The organism is Halomonas sp. LC1 (assembly GCF_030247125.1).
Classification (GTDB): domain Bacteria; phylum Pseudomonadota; class Gammaproteobacteria; order Pseudomonadales; family Halomonadaceae; genus Vreelandella.
The window spans coordinates 32,072-48,527 of the sequence record NZ_JASSPG010000009.1 but is presented as its reverse complement, the minus strand read 5'-3'; the positions used below and the strand labels follow the sequence as shown (position 1 = coordinate 48,527).

General features: G+C 57.8%; 18 protein-coding genes. 15 read left to right on the top strand and 3 right to left on the bottom strand.

Going from position 1 to position 16,456, the window contains the following annotated elements:
- Positions 1 to 21 precede the first annotated feature (21 nt).
- From QIT27_RS14995 to moaE, 8 genes are all read left to right on the top strand, one after another.
- Positions 22 to 567 (top strand): adenine phosphoribosyltransferase, encoded by a 546-nt coding sequence (locus QIT27_RS14995; protein ID WP_139528053.1) that lies wholly within the window; start codon positions 22 to 24, stop codon positions 565 to 567.
- Between the two features lie 6 nt (positions 568 to 573).
- Positions 574 to 1,053, top strand: coding sequence for a xanthine phosphoribosyltransferase (gene gpt / locus QIT27_RS14990; RefSeq protein ID WP_139528052.1), 480 nt, complete (start codon positions 574 to 576; stop codon positions 1,051 to 1,053).
- 1 nt (position 1,054) lies between these two features.
- Positions 1,055 to 1,738 carry a uracil-DNA glycosylase gene (ung, locus tag QIT27_RS14985; protein WP_285264269.1) on the top strand — a complete coding sequence of 228 codons (684 nt, stop codon included), beginning with the start codon at positions 1,055 to 1,057 and terminating at the stop codon, positions 1,736 to 1,738.
- Between the two features lie 98 nt (positions 1,739 to 1,836).
- On the top strand, positions 1,837 to 2,466 hold the full coding sequence (upp, locus tag QIT27_RS14980; RefSeq protein ID WP_044628300.1) for a uracil phosphoribosyltransferase: 630 nt from the start codon (positions 1,837 to 1,839) through the stop codon (positions 2,464 to 2,466).
- 86 nt (positions 2,467 to 2,552) lie between these two features.
- Positions 2,553 to 3,782, top strand: a complete 1,230-nt coding sequence (locus QIT27_RS14975; RefSeq protein ID WP_285264268.1) for a uracil-xanthine permease family protein — start codon at positions 2,553 to 2,555, stop codon at positions 3,780 to 3,782.
- Between the two features lie 22 nt (positions 3,783 to 3,804).
- Positions 3,805 to 4,353: a molybdopterin-guanine dinucleotide biosynthesis protein B gene (gene mobB / locus QIT27_RS14970; RefSeq protein WP_159341981.1), complete on the top strand. Its 549-nt coding sequence runs from the start codon at positions 3,805 to 3,807 to the stop codon at positions 4,351 to 4,353.
- Positions 4,354 to 4,371: 18 nt separating this feature from the next.
- A complete protein-coding gene (gene moaC, locus QIT27_RS14965) occupies positions 4,372 to 5,166 on the top strand; it encodes a cyclic pyranopterin monophosphate synthase MoaC (RefSeq protein WP_285264267.1) in 795 nt (264 codons plus the stop codon).
- Positions 5,167 to 5,169: 3 nt separating this feature from the next.
- Positions 5,170 to 5,646 carry a molybdopterin synthase catalytic subunit MoaE gene (gene moaE, locus QIT27_RS14960; RefSeq protein ID WP_285264266.1) on the top strand — a complete coding sequence of 159 codons (477 nt, stop codon included), beginning with the start codon at positions 5,170 to 5,172 and terminating at the stop codon, positions 5,644 to 5,646.
- Positions 5,647 to 5,649: 3 nt separating this feature from the next.
- On the opposite strand, the gene QIT27_RS14955 is transcribed toward moaE, so the two are convergent.
- Positions 5,650 to 7,251 carry a ribonuclease J gene (locus tag QIT27_RS14955; RefSeq protein ID WP_285264341.1) on the bottom strand — a complete coding sequence of 534 codons (1,602 nt, stop codon included), beginning with the start codon at positions 7,249 to 7,251 and terminating at the stop codon, positions 5,650 to 5,652.
- Positions 7,252 to 7,524: 273 nt separating this feature from the next.
- Here QIT27_RS14955 and purU point away from each other — a divergent pair, with 273 nt between their 5' ends.
- A complete protein-coding gene (purU, locus tag QIT27_RS14950; RefSeq protein WP_253018821.1) occupies positions 7,525 to 8,379 on the top strand; it encodes a formyltetrahydrofolate deformylase in 855 nt (284 codons plus the stop codon).
- Between the two features lie 17 nt (positions 8,380 to 8,396).
- Positions 8,397 to 9,068, top strand: coding sequence for an energy-coupling factor ABC transporter permease (locus QIT27_RS14945; RefSeq protein WP_253018820.1), 672 nt, complete (start codon positions 8,397 to 8,399; stop codon positions 9,066 to 9,068).
- A gap of 33 nt (positions 9,069 to 9,101) precedes the next feature.
- Here QIT27_RS14945 and lexA read toward each other — a convergent pair whose 3' ends face one another.
- The gene (gene lexA, locus QIT27_RS14940) at positions 9,102 to 9,782 is read right to left on the bottom strand and encodes a transcriptional repressor LexA (protein ID WP_159341986.1); all 681 of its coding nucleotides are present in this window, start codon (positions 9,780 to 9,782) and stop codon (positions 9,102 to 9,104) included.
- A 226-nt stretch (positions 9,783 to 10,008) separates the two neighbouring features.
- Between lexA and QIT27_RS14935 the strand changes: the two genes are divergently transcribed.
- The 4 genes from QIT27_RS14935 (at position 10,009) to QIT27_RS14920 (ending at position 12,897) form a co-directional block, all read left to right on the top strand.
- Positions 10,009 to 10,686, top strand: a complete 678-nt coding sequence (locus QIT27_RS14935; RefSeq protein ID WP_159341987.1) for a TetR/AcrR family transcriptional regulator — start codon at positions 10,009 to 10,011, stop codon at positions 10,684 to 10,686.
- A complete protein-coding gene (locus tag QIT27_RS14930; protein WP_285264265.1) occupies positions 10,664 to 11,179 on the top strand; it encodes a L,D-transpeptidase in 516 nt (171 codons plus the stop codon). Before QIT27_RS14935 ends, QIT27_RS14930 begins: the two co-directional genes overlap by 23 nt.
- A gap of 85 nt (positions 11,180 to 11,264) precedes the next feature.
- Positions 11,265 to 12,275 carry a beta-N-acetylhexosaminidase gene (gene nagZ / locus QIT27_RS14925; RefSeq protein WP_285264264.1) on the top strand — a complete coding sequence of 337 codons (1,011 nt, stop codon included), beginning with the start codon at positions 11,265 to 11,267 and terminating at the stop codon, positions 12,273 to 12,275.
- A gap of 43 nt (positions 12,276 to 12,318) precedes the next feature.
- Complete coding sequence (locus QIT27_RS14920) at positions 12,319 to 12,897, top strand: hypoxanthine-guanine phosphoribosyltransferase (protein ID WP_159341990.1); 579 nt, start codon at positions 12,319 to 12,321, stop codon at positions 12,895 to 12,897.
- Between the two features lie 13 nt (positions 12,898 to 12,910).
- On the opposite strand, the gene ppsR is transcribed toward QIT27_RS14920, so the two are convergent.
- Entirely contained in the window at positions 12,911 to 13,744 is an 834-nt protein-coding gene (gene ppsR, locus QIT27_RS14915; protein WP_253018817.1) for a posphoenolpyruvate synthetase regulatory kinase/phosphorylase PpsR, read from the bottom strand.
- A 234-nt stretch (positions 13,745 to 13,978) separates the two neighbouring features.
- On the opposite strand from ppsR, the gene ppsA reads away from it, so the two are divergent.
- Complete coding sequence (gene ppsA, locus QIT27_RS14910; RefSeq protein WP_285264263.1) at positions 13,979 to 16,363, top strand: phosphoenolpyruvate synthase; 2,385 nt, start codon at positions 13,979 to 13,981, stop codon at positions 16,361 to 16,363.
- Positions 16,364 to 16,456 lie beyond the last annotated feature (93 nt).

The window sequence follows — 16,456 nt, the reverse complement described above, 5'->3', positions numbered from 1 at the left end:
GACTAATCAATGAGAGACGCGATGAGCATCTACGGCGATTACATTAAGTCCGTTATTCGCACGGTTCCTGACTGGCCAGAGCAGGGGGTGAATTTCCGTGACATTACTCCCTTGCTGCAAAACAGCGCTGCCTTTCGTAAGCTGATCGACAGTTTCGTGCACCGCTACCAGGAAATGAATCTGGATGCCATCGCGGCCATCGATGCCCGTGGCTTTATCATCGGCGCACCGTTGGCGTACGAGCTGGGCTGCAGCTTCGTTCCCGTGCGTAAGAAGGGCAAGCTGCCGTTCAAAACCATCAGCGAAACCTACACGCTGGAGTACGGTCATTCGGAAGTCGAGCTTCATGCCGATGCGTTCCAGGAAGGTGATCGGATTTTGCTCATGGATGATCTGATCGCCACGGGCGGCACGATGCTGGCAGCGGCCAACCTGATTCAGCGCTGCGGTGGTCACGTCGTCGAGACAGCAACGATCATCGATCTGCCCGAACTGGGTGGTTCTCAGAAAATTCGCGATGCGGGTTACAGCGTATTCGCGGTCTGTTCCTTCAACGAAGACGAGTAACGTCCCATGAGCAGCGAACGCTATCATCAACACTTCACCGTTTCTTGGGACCAAATTCATCGCGACGTGCGCCAGCTGTGCCACCTGCTCATCGAGCGGGATTTCAAAGGCATCGTGGCGATTACCCGTGGCGGCCTGATTCCGGCGGCCCTGATTGCCCGCGAGCTGAACATTCGCCTGATCGACACCGTGTGCATCAAAAGCTATGACCACATGGAGCAGGGCGGCTTGGACATCATGAAAGGCGTCGACCACGATGGTGATGGCTGGCTGTTGGTCGACGATCTCGTCGATACCGGCAAAACGGCCCGTGCCGTGCGTGAAATGCTGCCTAAAGCACATTTTGTCACGATCTACGCCAAACCAGAGGGGCGTCCTTTGGTGGATCAATACCTGACCGAAGTGGCTCAGCAGTGCTGGATCCAGTTCCCTTGGGATATGGGCATTGCTTACGTCGAGCCACTCGCCGATCAAATGAAGAAGTAATATGGCTAACCCGCTACCCGATGATTGGAGCCAGTGGCTAGGGCAAGAGTTTCAGGCGGAGTACATGTACGCCCTGAAGGCGTTTTTGGCCGATGAAAAAGCGGCCAAGAAAGTTATCTACCCTCACTCGTCGAACTGGTTTCGTGCTTTCGAGCTTACGCCTCTCGCTTCGGTGAAAGTGGTGATTCTGGGGCAAGACCCCTATCACGGGCCTAACCAAGCGCACGGGCTCTGCTTTTCGGTACAGCCGGGGGTGCCGGTGCCCCCGTCGCTCGTCAACATTTATAAGGAGTTGGCGAGCGACGTGGGTTTTACTCCGGTGCGTCACGGTTTTTTGGAGTCGTGGGCCAAGCAAGGGGTGCTGCTATTGAACACGGCGCTGACGGTAGAGCAGGGCAATGCCGCGTCGCATCGTGGTAAAGGGTGGGAGCATTTCACCGATCGGGCCATTGAGACCGTAAGCCGACACGCCGAACCTAGTGTGTTTCTTCTGTGGGGTAGCCATGCGCGTCAAAAGAAGTCGCTGATCGATACTTCTCGCCATTTGGTGTTGGAGTCGCCACACCCCTCGCCGCTATCGGCTCACCGCGGTTTTTTTGGCAATCGTCACTTTTCCAAGGCGAACCAGTTCTTGGAAGCACAGGGGCGTGCACCAATTGCGTGGCAATTACCGGAAACCCCTTAACCTGATGGTCAGTTGCGGGTAGAATGGCGCGCAATTTTGTAAGCATGTCGATGGCGGCCTATGTCGCCATCCTGAATCCCCTGCAGTGAGGAAGTCCCATGAGTGTCTACGCCATTAACCATCCGCTTGTTCAACATAAGCTGGGACTGATGCGCGAAGCTGATTTGAGCACCAAGAGCTTTCGTGAACTGGCAGGTGAAGTGGCTAAGCTTCTGACCTACGAAGCCACCAAAGGTCTGGAGCTTGAGGATCATGAGATTCAAGGCTGGAACGGCGAGCCCATTGCGACGCGTCGTCTGAAAGGTAAGAAGGTCACCATCGTCCCGATTCTGCGTGCAGGCTTGGGCATGCTCGAAGGCGTGACGGATTTGATTCCCAGCGCGCGCGTGAGCGTCGTCGGCTTGTACCGCGACGAAGAGACACTGCAGCCGGTGCCGTATTTTGCGAAGTTCGCCAACGACATCGAAGAGCGGATGGCGATCGTGATAGACCCGATGCTGGCGACCGGCGGTTCCATGGTGGCCACGTTGGACATGCTGCGTGAGCGCGGCTGTGAGCATATGAAAGTCATCGTTTTGGTGGCTGCCCCTGAAGGGATTAAACGGGTGCAAGATGCTTATCCTGATGTAGAAATCTACACCGCGTCGGTGGATGACCGACTCGATGAGAACGGCTACATCGTCCCCGGCTTGGGAGATGCCGGCGATAAGATTTTCGGAACGCGTTAAGCGCTCCGCCTCTAAAGGCCCCTTACGCATCGCGTTGGGGGCATTTTTTTGCCTCCGTGATGAATAACAGACCCAGGAGTGGTGTGATGACAACGAGTGCGAGACAAGAGTCTTGGCCAAAAATGCTGCTGACCGGCGCGCAGATGCTATTCGTCGCCTTCGGTGCGCTGGTGCTGGTGCCTCTATTGACCGGGCTAGATCCCAGCGTTGCGCTCTTTACCGCCGGGCTAGGTACGCTGGTGTTCCATGGTGTGACCAAGCAGAGCGTGCCGGTCTTTTTGGCCTCATCGTTTGCCTTCATTGCCCCGATACAGGGTTCCATTGCCAGCTTTGGCGTGTCGGCCACCTTGGGTGGATTGATGGCAGCAGGCCTGGTGTATGTGGCGATTTCCCAGGCGGTGCGGTTGAAAGGCACTGCTTGGCTGCATCGCTTGCTGCCTGCCGTGGTGGTTGGTCCCGTTATCATGGTGATCGGCTTAGCCCTCGCGCCGGTCGCCGTCAGCATGGCCACCGGGGAAACCAGTGACCAGATTGGCTACGGTCAGGCGATTTTTCTTTCCATGGCGAGCCTGCTGGTCACTCTAGTGCTAGCGGTGTTTGGGCGCGGCATTCTGCGCCTGGTGCCTATCATGGGGGGCATCGCGACAGGCTATGCCCTGGCACTCATCATGGGAGTGATCGACTTCACGCCGGTGCGGGAGGCTGCCTGGCTCTCGTTACCCAATTTTACGGCCCCTAGTTTTCATTGGGCGGCCATTCTCTTCATGATTCCTGTAGCGATTGCACCCGCCGTCGAGCACATTGGGGACATGGTGGCCATTGGTTCGGTCACGCGCACCAACTACCTGGAAAAGCCCGGCTTGCACCGAACGCTGCTGGGCGACGGTTTGGCCACCACGGCTGCGGCGCTATTTGGCGGGCCGCCCAACACGACTTACTCGGAAGTGACCGGCGCCGTGACGCTGACCAAAGCGTTCAATCCCGCCTACATGATGGTAGCGGCGGTCATCGCGATCGTGCTGGCGTTCGTGGGTAAGCTAGGGGCGCTGCTGCAAACCATTCCTGGCCCGGTCATGGGGGGCATCATGACGCTGCTGTTTGGTTCGATTGCCGTGGTGGGAATGAACACCCTGGTGCGCGCGGGGCAGTCGTTGACGGCGGCGCGTAACTTGGTGGTGGTGTCGCTGATCTTGGTGTTCGGGATTGGCGGCATGCAGTTTGGCGGTGGGCAGTTCACGCTCCAGGGTGTCAGCTTGGCGGCGCTGGTGGGCATTGCGTTAAACTGGCTGTTGCCTGCTGAAAAAGAGGGTGAATGACCCGTGGCGCTAATGGTGAATTATGAGTGATACCCTACACTGCCCGTTTCCCGTATTGGGGGTGGCAGCCTGGAGCGGAACCGGCAAAACCACGCTGCTAGAGAAGCTTTTGCCTAAGCTGCGTGAACAGGGCCTTTCGGTGGCGGTGATCAAACACGCCCATCACCAGTTCGATGTGGATCAGCCCGGGAAAGATAGCTACAAATTGCGCAGTGCTGGCGCAGCGCCCATGCTGATTGCATCGCGCCAGCGTTTTGCGCTCATGCAGGAAACGCCCGGGCAAGAGGAGCCCGATCTTGCCTACCTGTTGACGTTGATGACCCCCCACGCGCCTGATTTGGTGATAGTGGAAGGGTTCAAGGCTTGGCCCATTCCCAAACTGGTGCTCTACCGCGACGGTATCGGTGATCCGGCGATTTTGTCCGATCCGTGGGCCCAGGCCGTCGCGCTGAGCGGTGAGCCGCCCGTGGCGCTGGCGCCCTCCGTTACGCGCTTGAATTTGAATCAACATGAAGAGATTGCTCGCTGGGTAAGCGAGTGGGTCGACCAACAACGCCGCTCTTTGGCTTGATGATGAAAAGGTGACACCATGCAGTTAACCCACCTGAATGCGCACGGCGAAGCAAATATGGTTGACGTCGGCGATAAGCAAGAAACCCGTCGAGAGGCGGTCGCCTCCGGGCGTATCGTCATGCAGCCCGCCACCTTGAAGTTGCTGAGTGATGGGGCGCTGCCTAAAGGCGATGTGCTGGCCACGGCGCGCATCGCCGGTATCCAAGCGGCCAAGCGAACCCATGAGCTCATTCCGCTTTGCCACTCACTGGCGCTATCCAAAGTGGCGGTAGCGTTCGATATCGACCATGACCAAGGGTGTGTGAACGTGTCGGCCATGTGCCGCTTGAACGGCCGCACTGGCGTCGAAATGGAAGCGCTGACCGCGGTGTCGGTCGCATGTTTGACGCTATATGACATGTGTAAAGCGGTCGACAAAGAGATGCGTATCGAGGCAATACAGCTGGATAGCAAGCAGGGCGGTCAGCGCGGCGATTACCGCCGGGAAATGACCGCGCCCATCGTCACCGGTGAAGGGACTGCGGGCGAGGTGAGTCTCGGCGAGCGCTGCGCCTCCCCCTGTGTGCGGGTCAAGTTTCTGGCCGAGCTGCGTGAGCGTATCGGTGAGAGCGATCTGGCCATTGGCTTGGACAAGCTGCCAAGTCGCGATGTCGCTGGCTTGAAAGCGGCGCTCAGCGCTCAAGACACGCGTTTTGCCGTACTTGCCGATCAGCGGACGCTATGTGCCATCAACCAGGTAATGGCTAATGACAGCGCACGCATTACCGATGAAGACGAAGTGGCCTTTTTTCCGCCGGTCACCGGAGGCTAAGCCGTGTCCGTTCACGAACCGACAGCGCCAGACATTGCGGTAGCGGTACAGCCCGCGCCATTTTCCATGGATTATGGCTATGAAAGTGCGTTGCGCCAGCGTACTGATATTGGCGCGATCGTTACCTTTACCGGGTTAGTGCGAGATTTCAACGAAACGCCTGATGTCACCGGCTTGACCCTGGAACACTACCCAGGCATGACCGAGCGCACCTTGACACAGATTGCCGAGCAAGCTTGGCAGCGCTGGTCACTGCAAGCGGTGCGGGTCATTCACCGGGTGGGTGATTTGTCCCCTGGGGATCCCATCGTGCGGGTACTGGTCGCCAGCGCGCACCGCCGTGATGCGTTCGAGGCGTGTGATTTCATCATGGATTATTTGAAAACGCAGGCACCCTTTTGGAAGAAAGAGCACTCTAAACAGGGAGCTTACTGGGTGAAAGAGCGCGACACCGACCAGCAGGATGCTGCTCGGTGGTAGTACTCAAGGCTCGTCGTTCAGCTCTTCGATGGTCGGCATTTCGGCGGCCATGATCTGCAGGTGCACGTCCGGCATATGCTGTAAGTGGTTCGCTAGCCAGTGCACCAGCCTTGGCTGAAGCGCATGACGCAAATCGGCCAACGTATCTGCCGGGATCTCGTCGAGCTGGTCATCCAGCCACTCGCTGAAGCTATCTTCGTCCATGGGGCTGGCGCCGCTGGCATCTAGCATCAAGCGCCCGATCCGGCACCAGCCGGTCTCTGTGGCAGCGACCGGCAGAGCCAGAAAGAGGCTGCCCCGGCGGGAAGAGGGCTGGCCAATATCCAAGCCGGGGTGGGGCACCACGCTATTTTGATTGACGATGCAAGGGGGCTGCGGATAGCGCGTCTCGCAGCGCAATCCCTGGTGGTCGAGCATGAGCATGTCGCCATTTACGGGTGCCAGCGGTGCTTGAATACCTAGCTCCTCGGCCAGCGCCTGATGCGCCGCTTGGTGGCGAGCCTCGCCGTGCACCGGCAGTAGCATTTTGGGTCTGACCCACTGATAGAGCTTTTTGAGCTCTTCCTGAGCGGGGTGGCCGGTGGCGTGAAGCTCGGGATGATTCGTTTCATCGAAGAGCGTGACATCGAGTTGCAACAAACGTTTTTTAAGCTGCTCAATGGGGCGCTCATTGCCCGGAATGGCTTTGGCAGAAAAAATGACGCTATCGCCTGGCTCCAAGTCGACGAACGGATGGCGTCGCTGGGCCAAACGCTGTAAAGCGGCGCGCGGTTCGCCCTGGCTGCCGGTGGCAATGATCACGACCTCTTCGGGGGGGAGGTAACCCAGGTCGTGGGCGGGCACTAGGGGCGGAAAGTCGTCCAAGTAGCCAAGGCCTCGGGCCACACTGACCATGCGCTCCATCGAGCGGCCCATCAGGCTAACCCGGCGGCCACATGCCTGGGCCGCTAAGCCGATGGCCAACACCCGCGCCAAATTACTGGCAAAGCAGGACACCACTACGCGGCCTTTGCAGGCTTTCAGCGTGGTGGCCAGTGCCTTGGCGACGTCTCCTTCGCTCGCCGACTGTCCCGGCATGGGGGCATTGGTAGAGTCACCCACCACCAGATCCACCGGCGCCAAGGCTCGAAACTGTGCCGCACTGACCGGCGCACCGATGAGCGGCGTTGGATCGAGTTTCCAGTCTCCCGTGTGCAGGATGCGGTAATCTCCCGCTTGCATCATGATGGCGCAGCTTTCGGGGATGGAGTGGGTAACGCTGAGATAGCGAAGGGTGAATGGACCGCTCTCCACCGCGTCCCCTGGTTCGATGATCTGAATCGCTGCGCTACTGAGCTGGTGTTCGGCAAACTTGTAGCGAAGTAGTCCCGCCGCCAGTGGCGTGGCAAAGATCGGGCAGCCCCATTTAGGCCACAGCCACGCTACGGCACCGATATGGTCTTCATGGCCGTGCGTAATGAACAGCGCCTTAGGTACGATCTTGAGCGCTTCCAAGGTATCCGTGTTGGGTACTTGAAGCGGGGAGTTAGGCAGGTCTTGGCGAATCATCATGCCGCAATCGACGGCGATCCACTGATCGTCGTATCCATACAGCGTAAGGTTCATTCCAATTTCGCCACAGCCACCTAGCGGCAGTAGGCGCAGAGGCGGGCGGCGACGGGGACGAAGTTGAACGCGTGATGGATGCATCAGTTATGAAAAGCCTAGAAAGTAATCCCTTAACTATACGGGATGCGGGGGGCGGGTAACAATCATCGCGGCACCTGACCACGGTGCTTCATCATCCGGCTTACGTTACACTAAGGTCGCTACAGAGTTTACCTGCCGCCCGGCAGGTGCTTGGCGAGCGTGCCGTTAAATACGTTAAGAGTGTTTGTGATGTCTCATTATTACCGGTTAGTTGTTTCCTGCCCAGACCAAGTGGGCATTGTGGCGCGTGTCTCAAGCTTTATTGCTCAGCAGGGTGGTTCCATTACCGAGGCAAGCCAGCACTCGGATTTAGAGACTGGCCGCTTTTTCATGCGTTATGAAATTCTGGCGGACTCACTCGGCATGTCGGCAGAGGCGCTGCGTACCGCGTTCGAACCCGTCGCTGCGGAGTTCGATATGCAGTGGTCGCTGGTGGATACCGAGAAACGCCGCCGCGTGGTGTTGATGGTATCCCGAGAGTCTCACTGTTTGGTCGACTTGCTCTACCGCTGGCAGGCAGGGGAGTTGGATTGCGATATCGTCGGCGTGATTTCCAACCATGACGATATGCGTTCGCTCACCGAGTGGTACGGTATTCCCTACCATCATGTGCCGGTCGATCCTGCCAACAAACAGCTGGCGTTCGATCAGGTGCAAGAGCGGATCGACGCGGCCCGTGCAGACTGTGTTGTGCTGGCCCGCTATATGCAAATACTGCCGCCCTCGCTGTGCGAGCGCTATGCAGGTCGAGTCATCAACATCCACCACAGCTTCCTGCCGTCGTTTGCCGGTGCCAAGCCCTACCATCAAGCCTATGAGCGGGGCGTGAAGCTGATTGGTGCGACATGCCACTACGTGACCGAAGAGCTGGACGCCGGGCCGATCATCGAGCAAGACATTCATCGGGTCAGCCACTGTCATACGCCTACCGACCTCGTTCGGTTTGGTCGCGACGTGGAGAAAGCGGTGCTGGCTCGCGGCTTGCGTTGGCACTTGGAAGATCGCGTACTCATCCACGGCAATAAGACGGTCGTCTTTAGTTAATCGATTCTGGGGGCGCTATGTCCTTTGCACAAAGCGTATTGGCACCGTGGGCGCTCGTGATGAGTGGGTTGTTGTCACTGGGTGTGATGGGCTGGTGCGTTTGGCTGCGCCCCTGGCAACCTCTTCTGGATGATCCGGCGCTTCAGCACCGCTGGCTGGCCGCAACCCTGATCGTCATGCTGTTTTGGCAGCTACGCGCGCAAGCGGTGGATTGGCTGACGCTGCATTTGGTCTTTACGGTGCTGATGACGCTGGTATTCAAAATGCCGTTAGCGCTCATCAGCAACCTGATGATCAACGTTGCCATGGTGGCGATTGGACGAAACGACTGGGCCCTGCTGGGGGCAAACGTGCTGGTCACCGGCATCGTACCTGCCATGGTGACAGGCGTAGTGTGGCGGCTGGTTGATCGCCGGCTGCCGGATAATTTGATGGTCTTTCTGTTTGCCTGCGGCTTTTTTGGTGCGGCGCTGTCGACATTGGGGGGGGGACTGTCGGCGGTGGCGCTCATCCTCATGGCGGGCACTGACCCTGAAGCCGTGTATCTGGCTCAAGAGTATGCCCGCTTTTTACCGCTGCTGATGCCTTCCGAGGCCTTCATTACGGGGATGCTGCTCAGCATCCTGCTGGTCTACCATCCGAACTGGGTGGCCACGTTCAATGACCACCGTTATATCGACTCCCAGTAACGCAGGCGAGTGTGTGCAGAGCGTCGGTGAGGATCAGCCCAGTGCCTGACCGTTGCCTCCACGAATTACCCCAACGCCGACGCCTTCGATATCCAGTTGCTGCGTGCGCAGATCGATCTCGATGGGGGCAAAGTCGGCGTTCTCGGCAATCAACGTCACTTGATGCCCCTGGCGTTTAAAACGCTTGACCGTGACTTCGTCTTCTAGTCGTGCTACCACGATCTGACCATCCCGCACGCGGTCGGTACGGTGAACGGCCAGTAAGTCGCCTTCCAAAATGCCGACATCTTTCATGGAGAGGCCGCGTACCCGCAATAAATAATCGGCCTTGGGCGTGAAGTACTCGGCAGGCAACGGGCAGTAACGGTCAATGTGCTCGGCGGCCAGAATCGGGCTGCCAGCGGCCACTTCACCAATCACGGGCAATCCGTTGGGGAGAGGGTCAGCGGCGACCGATGCTGTGGCAGGGGCTGGCGTATCGGCAGGTTCCAGCGGCTCTTGATTAGGCAGACGGATCCCACGGGACGTATTACGAATAATGCGAATGGCCCCCTTGCGCTCTAACGCGCGCAGGTGCTCTTCCGCTGCATTGGGAGAGCGGAAGCCAAGCGCTTTGGCGATTTCGGCGCGCGTTGGCGGATAACCCAGCTCACCCATGGTCTTAACGATGAAATCAAATACGTGCTGCTGACGTGCTGTGAGTGGACGCGACATACCAAACTCCAAAACAGTGAAAAGACAGTAGCTACATGTCGGCTTAATCAGTATGTGGTTAAGTATACAGTATGTTGCTCTGTCCAGTACATGGCGAGGACCACGAAAGCTAGACAAACATGAAACCCGTCAATGACTAGGCACGAATTGGATAAGAGATTGAGCCAGCAAAGCGAATGGCATAGTATTCAGCGTTGTTTAAAACACCTGTTTTTTGGAGGGCGTTATGGCCCAGTCGGATACGGTAACGCGTATTTTGGATACGGCAGAGGTGCTATTTGCAGAGCGAGGCTTTGCCGAGACGTCGCTGCGCAATATCACTAGCAAGGCGCGGGTCAATTTGGCCGCCGTGAATTACCACTTTGGGTCCAAAAAGGCGCTGATTCAAGCGGTGTTCGCCCGCTATCTTGATCCGTTCTCGGCGCGCTTTCATACCGCACTGGATGAACTAGAGGCGCGCTACCAGGGCCAGCCGATTCCCCTAGAAGTGTTGCTGGAAACCATGGCGACCACGGTGCTCGCCGTTCCAGCCGAGCGCAATAGCTTAAAAGTGTTCATGCGACTGCTAGGGTTGGCCTACAGCCAAGCGCAGGGACATTTGCGGCGTTACATCCAGCAGCAGTATGGTGATGTGTTCACCCGTTTTACGGAGCTAGTGCGCAAAGCGACGCCGGATCTGCCGGACGCCGAGCGCTTCTGGCGGCTACACTTTATGTTAGGAACGGTAATATTCACGCTGTCAGGGCTGGATGCACTGCGCGATATTGCTGCCAAGGATTATCAAGAGCAGGTCACGGTGCGTGATTTGGTGCGACGGCTGCGTCCTGTCGTAGTGGCGGCCATGAATGCACCGTTACCCGCTGTGGTTGAAGAGGGTCACCATGGTAACGCCCAAGCTAGCTGAGCTGCCGCCGACAAGCGGGGGTTGGATAGAGATCGATACCCAGCGCCAGAGGCTGTGCTGGTGGCAAGGGAACGACATTCAGCATGAGTGTGCGATTTCGACGGGGCTGGCAGGCGTGGGGCAGGAAGAGGGTAGCGGTCAAACACCGCTTGGCTGGCACTATGTGCGAGCGTCGATTGGCCGCGGTTGTCCGGATAATGCCGTGTTTCGTGGTCGCCGCTGGACAGGCGAAGTCTTTTCGCCAGAGCTTGCGGCCGCGCACCCCTCGCGCGACTGGATTTTGACGCGCATTCTATGGCTGTGCGGGTTGGAGCGGGGTGTGAACCGCGGAGGGAGCGTGGATTCCCAGCGGCGCTATATTTATCTGCACGGTACTCCCGAGGACCAGCCCATGGGCGAGGCCGCTTCTCACGGTTGCATACGCCTGCGCAATGACGATTTACACTTCTTATTCGACCATGCCCAGCCCGGTACGCCGGTTTGGCTTCATTAAGCCCATTGATGCGGCGTCCTGCCAGAATTTTGACACGCTAAGCGGTTAGTCTAGAATGGCGCCCTTTTTTGTTGGACTCACCACCATGACGCAACCCATCGGCCCGGTCATGCTTGACCTAGAAGGGCCACAGTTATCCAACGCGGAAAAGCGCCTGTTAAAAGATCCCGCCGTGGGCGGTGTGATTCTATTTGCCCGTAACGTCGAAGACGCGTATCAAGTTCGCAAGCTGTGCGAGAGCATTCGTCGTGTGAGAGGCGATTTGCTACTGGGGATCGATCAAGAGGGGGGACGTGTCCAGCGAATTAAGCAGGGCGTTACCCGGTTGCCCGCCATGGCGCGTCTTGGAGAGCTGTTCTCCAGCGACCCAGTAGCAGGTTTGAACCTCGCCAAAGATACCGGCTGGCTGTTAGGCATGGAAATGGCCGCCTGCGGTCTGGATATTAGCTTCGCTCCCGTATTGGACGTGGAAAGTGGCGTGTCCAGCGTGATTGGTGAGCGCAGCTTCAGCAGTGACCCGCTTCACGTGGCCAAACTTGGCCATGCGTTTGTCGAGGGCTTGCATGATGCCGGCATGGCCGCCGTGGGTAAGCACTTTCCCGGCCATGGGGGCGTGGCGGCAGACTCCCACGTGGCGCTACCCGTTGATGACCGAACGCTGGCGGAATTGAAAGCCCGCGACCTCGTGCCGTTTCGCGAGTTGGCGAGCGTCTTGAATGGCGTCATGCCGGCCCATGTGATCTATTCGGCTTTTGACAAACGTCCCGCCGGATTTTCGCCAACATGGCTGGGCATGCTGCGTGAATCGCTCGGGTTCAAAGGGTGTATTTTCTCGGATGATTTGAGCATGGCCGGTGCGCACGAAGCCGGTGGCCCCGCGGAGCGCGCCAAGGCAGCCCTGGCGGCTGGCTGTGACATGCTGCTGATATGTAATGATCGTGCGGCGGCTCTTGAAGTCGTTCACGCCTGTGACGGGGTGTTGAACAAACGTCCTGCCAAATTACGTTACGGTCGCGCAAGGCCAGAGCTCGATGCTTTGGCTGCGCTTGGTCGCTGGCGGCGCACCCATGCCAAACTCGACGCGTTGGCACACTGATTTTTATACCGTTATCTTTTTGAAGGCTTTGTGGAGAAGTAGCATGTCCAAGTTGGATACAGAAGCGCTTGAATCGCTGGATTCCATGCGTGAGTTGATGGATAACGCCGACTGCCTGATTTCGCAAGAACAGGTAGAGCGGGCGCTGGATCGCATGGCAGAGGAGATCACGCGTGACTTGGGCGACAAGCTGCCGGTGTTTTATTGCGTCATGAACGGTGGGCTCATCACGACGGGGCACTTGTTGACACGTCTGGGGTTCCCGCTAGAGGTCGATTACCTGCACGCCACGCGGTATCGGAACGAACTGCGCGGTGGTGAGCTTTTCTGGCGCGTCTCGCCTGAAGTGCCCATGGCGGGACGTCATGTGGTCATCGTCGATGACATTCTGGACGAAGGGGCGACGCTGGCCGCCATCCTCGAATACTGCAAAGAGGCGCAGGCCGCCAGTGTCACGACCGCCGTACTGGTCGACAAGCAGCACGACCGTAAAGCAGTGCCGGGTCTGAAGGCCGACTACTGCAGTCTGGAAGTGGCCGACCGTTACGTTTTCGGTTTTGGTATGGATTACAAAGGCTATTGGCGTAACGCCCCAGGGATTTTTGCGCCTAAGGGCATGTAATACAAAGCGTTGTCTAGCGGGGAGAGAAGCGCCTCGCTAGGCCCGTCTCCGCGATCATGCGGGTCGAAATCTCCTCCACGGAAAACCGCGTCGTATCGATGTAAGGAATGTGCATCGTTCGATACAGCGATTCCGCCTGCTCTACCTCCTGCAAGCATTGATCCATCGAGCTATAGCGGCTGTTGGGTCTGCGCTCATTGCGAATGGCCGATAGCCGACGGGCATCGATGGTCAAACCAAACAGCTTGTGTCGATGGGGTGCCAATGCTTTGGGCAGCTTGAGGTGGCCGTCTTCGTCCAGATCGTCCTCGGTCAGCGGGTAGTTGGCTGCACGAATACCGAATTGCAGCGCGAGATACAGCGACGTGGGGGTTTTTCCGCAGCGAGAAACGCCTACCAGAATGATGTCGGCTTTGTCGTATTGGTGCGTGCGTGCACCATCGTCGTTATCCAGTGCAAAGTGGACCGAATGGATGCGATCCATGTAGACATCGTCACTCCCGATGGAGTGAGTGCGACCGACGCTGTAGGAGGAGTGGGTTTCCAGCTCCTGTTCGAGCGGCTCCAGGAACGTCGAAAAAATATCCACTTTGAATCCTGATGCCTGACGAATGACGTTCCGGATGTTTTGATCCACGATGGTATCGATGATGATGGGGCGGTGACCGTCGCGGATAGCGGTGGACTCGATGATCTCGGCCAGTGCTTGGGCTTTCTCCACCGTATCGATATAGGGTTTGGTCAGCATGTTGATCTCGACATCGCTGAATTGGGCCAGCAGGCTGCGTCCCAAACTCTCTGCAGTGATGCCGGTACCATCGGAAATGAAAAAGGCCGTTCGCTTCATAGACTGTTCCGCCAGCTAAGGGTGCATGATGCGTCTATTGTGGGCTGCGTCTGCCGTCAGCACAACGCTTCACCGTCACTACATAAAACGGCTATATCAGTGAGTTGTTGTAAAAATCCTCCACTCCCTTCGCTGTTAGACCAATGGCGAATAGGAGCGCGTGGTGCTAGGGTGACAGCGTCTAACAGTGTCGCCCTATGGGGTTGCAACAAAGTCTGAAAGCGAGGGGGTTGCGTGGAAGAGTACATTCTGTGGTTCGATCAGCTAGGTATGGCAGACGTCGAACGCGTGGGTGGTAAAAACGCCTCGCTGGGCGAGATGATTTCCAATCTGTCGGGGGTTGGCGTGACGGTGCCCGGCGGCTTCGCGACCACTGCCCACGCGTATCGCGAGTTTCTCTCCCATGAGGGGCTGAACGATCGCATTAATGACACGCTCGCTCGCTTGGACGTTGACGATGTCAAAGCCCTGGCCGAAGCCGGTAAGACGATTCGTCAGTGGATCATCGATACGCCACTGCCACCCGCTTTCGAGGCCGCGCTGCGCGATGCTTACGAAAAGCTCCAGGCTCAGCACCCCAGTCTGAAAGTCGCCGTTCGCAGCTCTGCCACTGCAGAAGATCTGCCGGATGCCTCTTTTGCAGGGCAGCAAGAGACCTTCTTGAACATCGAAGGGTTTGCCAATATCAAACACGCCGTGCATGAAGTGTTTGCTTCGCTGTTCAACGATCGCGCCATTTCCTACCGCGTTCACCGTGGCTACGCTCACGAAAACGTGGCGCTATCAGCAGGCGTCCAGAAGATGGTGCGCTCTGAAACCGGTGCTTCCGGCGTAATGTTTACCCTCGATACGGAGTCAGGCTACCGCGATGCCGTCTTCGTCACGGCCTCATGGGGGTTGGGTGAAACCGTGGTACAGGGGGCTGTCAATCCCGACGAGTTCTATGTGCACAAGCCCACCTTGGCCGCAGGTCGCCCGGCGGTGCTTCGCCGCACGCTGGGGTCCAAGCTGATCAAGATGGTTTATGGGCAAGATGCTAGCGCCGGTAAGTCCGTCGACACCGTCGATGTGCCTTTCAAAGATCGCGGTCGCTTCTGTATCAACGATGAGCAGGTGATGGACCTCGCCCGTCAGGCGGTGACCATCGAGCAACACTACCAGCGCCCGATGGACATCGAGTGGGCGCTGGATGGCGACGATGGCAAGCTCTACATCGTACAGGCGCGTCCGGAAACCGTGGTGTCTCAGCAGGAGGGCGGGAAGCTCGAACGCTTCCAGCTACGCGAAAAGGGCCGCACCCTGATTACCGGTCGCGCCATCGGTCAGCGTATTGGACGTGGAGCGGTCAAGATCGTCTTGAGTCCCGATGAAATGGACAACATTCAGGAAGGCGACATCCTGGTCACCGATATGACGGACCCCGACTGGGAGCCGATCATGAAGCGCGCTTCGGCCATCGTGACGAACCGTGGTGGCCGCACCTGCCACGCGGCCATCATTGCCCGTGAGCTGGGTATTCCGGCGGTGGTGGGCTGTGGCGATGCCACAACGCAGCTTCAGGAAGGTACCGACGTAACGGTGTCCTGTGCAGAAGGCGACACTGGTCACGTGTATGAAGGGCTATTGGCCTTTGACTGCAACGTGTCCAGCGTCGATTCGATGCCGGAAATCCCCTTTAAAATCATGATGAACGTGGGTAACCCAGATCGTGCGTTCGGCTTTGCAAGCTTACCCCATGCTGGGGTTGGCCTCGCGCGACTGGAGTTCATCATCAACCGTATGATCGGTGTGCACCCGAAAGCGCTGCTGGAATACGATACGCTGCCTGCCGATCTTCAACAGGTGATCGACCTGCGTACTGCTGGCTATGCCGACCCGGTGAGCTTCTACGTCGATAAGCTGGTCGAAGGGATCTCCACGCTGGCAGCAGCATTCTACCCGCAACGAGTGATCGTCCGCCTGTCGGATTTCAAATCCAACGAGTATGAAAACCTGATTGGCGGCAAACTCTATGAGCCGGGCGAAGAGAACCCGATGCTGGGCTTCCGTGGTGCTTCCCGCTATATTTCGGACGCATTTCGCCCTTGCTTCGAGCTCGAGTGTCGCGCGTTGAAGCGCGTGCGTGACGAGATGGGCTTCACGAACGTCGAAATCATGGTGCCATTCGTTCGCACCACCGACGAGGCACGCGAAGTAGTGGACCTGCTAGCCGCTAACGGCTTGCCGCGTGGCGGGGACGAACATCCAGACGGCTTGAAAGTCATCATGATGTGCGAGCTGCCAGCCAATGCGCTGCTGGCGGATGAGTTCCTCGAGCACTTCGACGGCTTCTCGATCGGGTCGAACGATCTTACCCAGCTAACGCTGGGCTTGGATCGGGATTCCGGCATCGTGGCGCATCTGTTCGATGAACGTAATCCCGCAGTGAAAAAGCTGCTCGCCATGGCGATCAAAGCCTGTAAAGAGAAGGGTAAGTACGTGGGCATTTGCGGCCAGGGGCCGTCCGACCACCCGGATCTTGCTAAGTGGTTGATGGAGCAGGGTATCGATTCGGTGTCGCTCAACCCTGATGCGGTCCTGGAAACTTGGTTCATGCTGGCAGGTGAAACCATCGCCTAACGCATTGTTCATACGCTTAGCGTGCTTGCTATTTTGCGCCCGACCATTGTGTCGGGCGCAGTCGTTTTATAGGCTACGCTGTTGTTTGAACGA

Coding starts and splice junctions, on each gene's coding strand:
- QIT27_RS14995 (WP_139528053.1), top strand. CDS start 22: ATGAGCATCTACGGCGATTACATTAAGTCCGTTATTCGCACGGTTCCT.
- gpt (WP_139528052.1), top strand. CDS start 574: ATGAGCAGCGAACGCTATCATCAACACTTCACCGTTTCTTGGGACCAA.
- ung (WP_285264269.1), top strand. CDS start 1,055: ATGGCTAACCCGCTACCCGATGATTGGAGCCAGTGGCTAGGGCAAGAG.
- upp (WP_044628300.1), top strand. CDS start 1,837: ATGAGTGTCTACGCCATTAACCATCCGCTTGTTCAACATAAGCTGGGA.
- QIT27_RS14975 (WP_285264268.1), top strand. CDS start 2,553: ATGACAACGAGTGCGAGACAAGAGTCTTGGCCAAAAATGCTGCTGACC.
- mobB (WP_159341981.1), top strand. CDS start 3,805: ATGAGTGATACCCTACACTGCCCGTTTCCCGTATTGGGGGTGGCAGCC.
- moaC (WP_285264267.1), top strand. CDS start 4,372: ATGCAGTTAACCCACCTGAATGCGCACGGCGAAGCAAATATGGTTGAC.
- QIT27_RS14955 (WP_285264341.1), bottom strand. CDS start 7,251: ATGAACCTTACGCTGTATGGATACGACGATCAGTGGATCGCCGTCGAT.
- purU (WP_253018821.1), top strand. CDS start 7,525: ATGTCTCATTATTACCGGTTAGTTGTTTCCTGCCCAGACCAAGTGGGC.
- QIT27_RS14945 (WP_253018820.1), top strand. CDS start 8,397: ATGTCCTTTGCACAAAGCGTATTGGCACCGTGGGCGCTCGTGATGAGT.
- lexA (WP_159341986.1), bottom strand. CDS start 9,782: ATGTCGCGTCCACTCACAGCACGTCAGCAGCACGTATTTGATTTCATC.
- QIT27_RS14935 (WP_159341987.1), top strand. CDS start 10,009: ATGGCCCAGTCGGATACGGTAACGCGTATTTTGGATACGGCAGAGGTG.
- QIT27_RS14930 (WP_285264265.1), top strand. CDS start 10,664: ATGGTAACGCCCAAGCTAGCTGAGCTGCCGCCGACAAGCGGGGGTTGG.
- nagZ (WP_285264264.1), top strand. CDS start 11,265: ATGACGCAACCCATCGGCCCGGTCATGCTTGACCTAGAAGGGCCACAG.
- QIT27_RS14920 (WP_159341990.1), top strand. CDS start 12,319: ATGTCCAAGTTGGATACAGAAGCGCTTGAATCGCTGGATTCCATGCGT.
- ppsR (WP_253018817.1), bottom strand. CDS start 13,744: ATGAAGCGAACGGCCTTTTTCATTTCCGATGGTACCGGCATCACTGCA.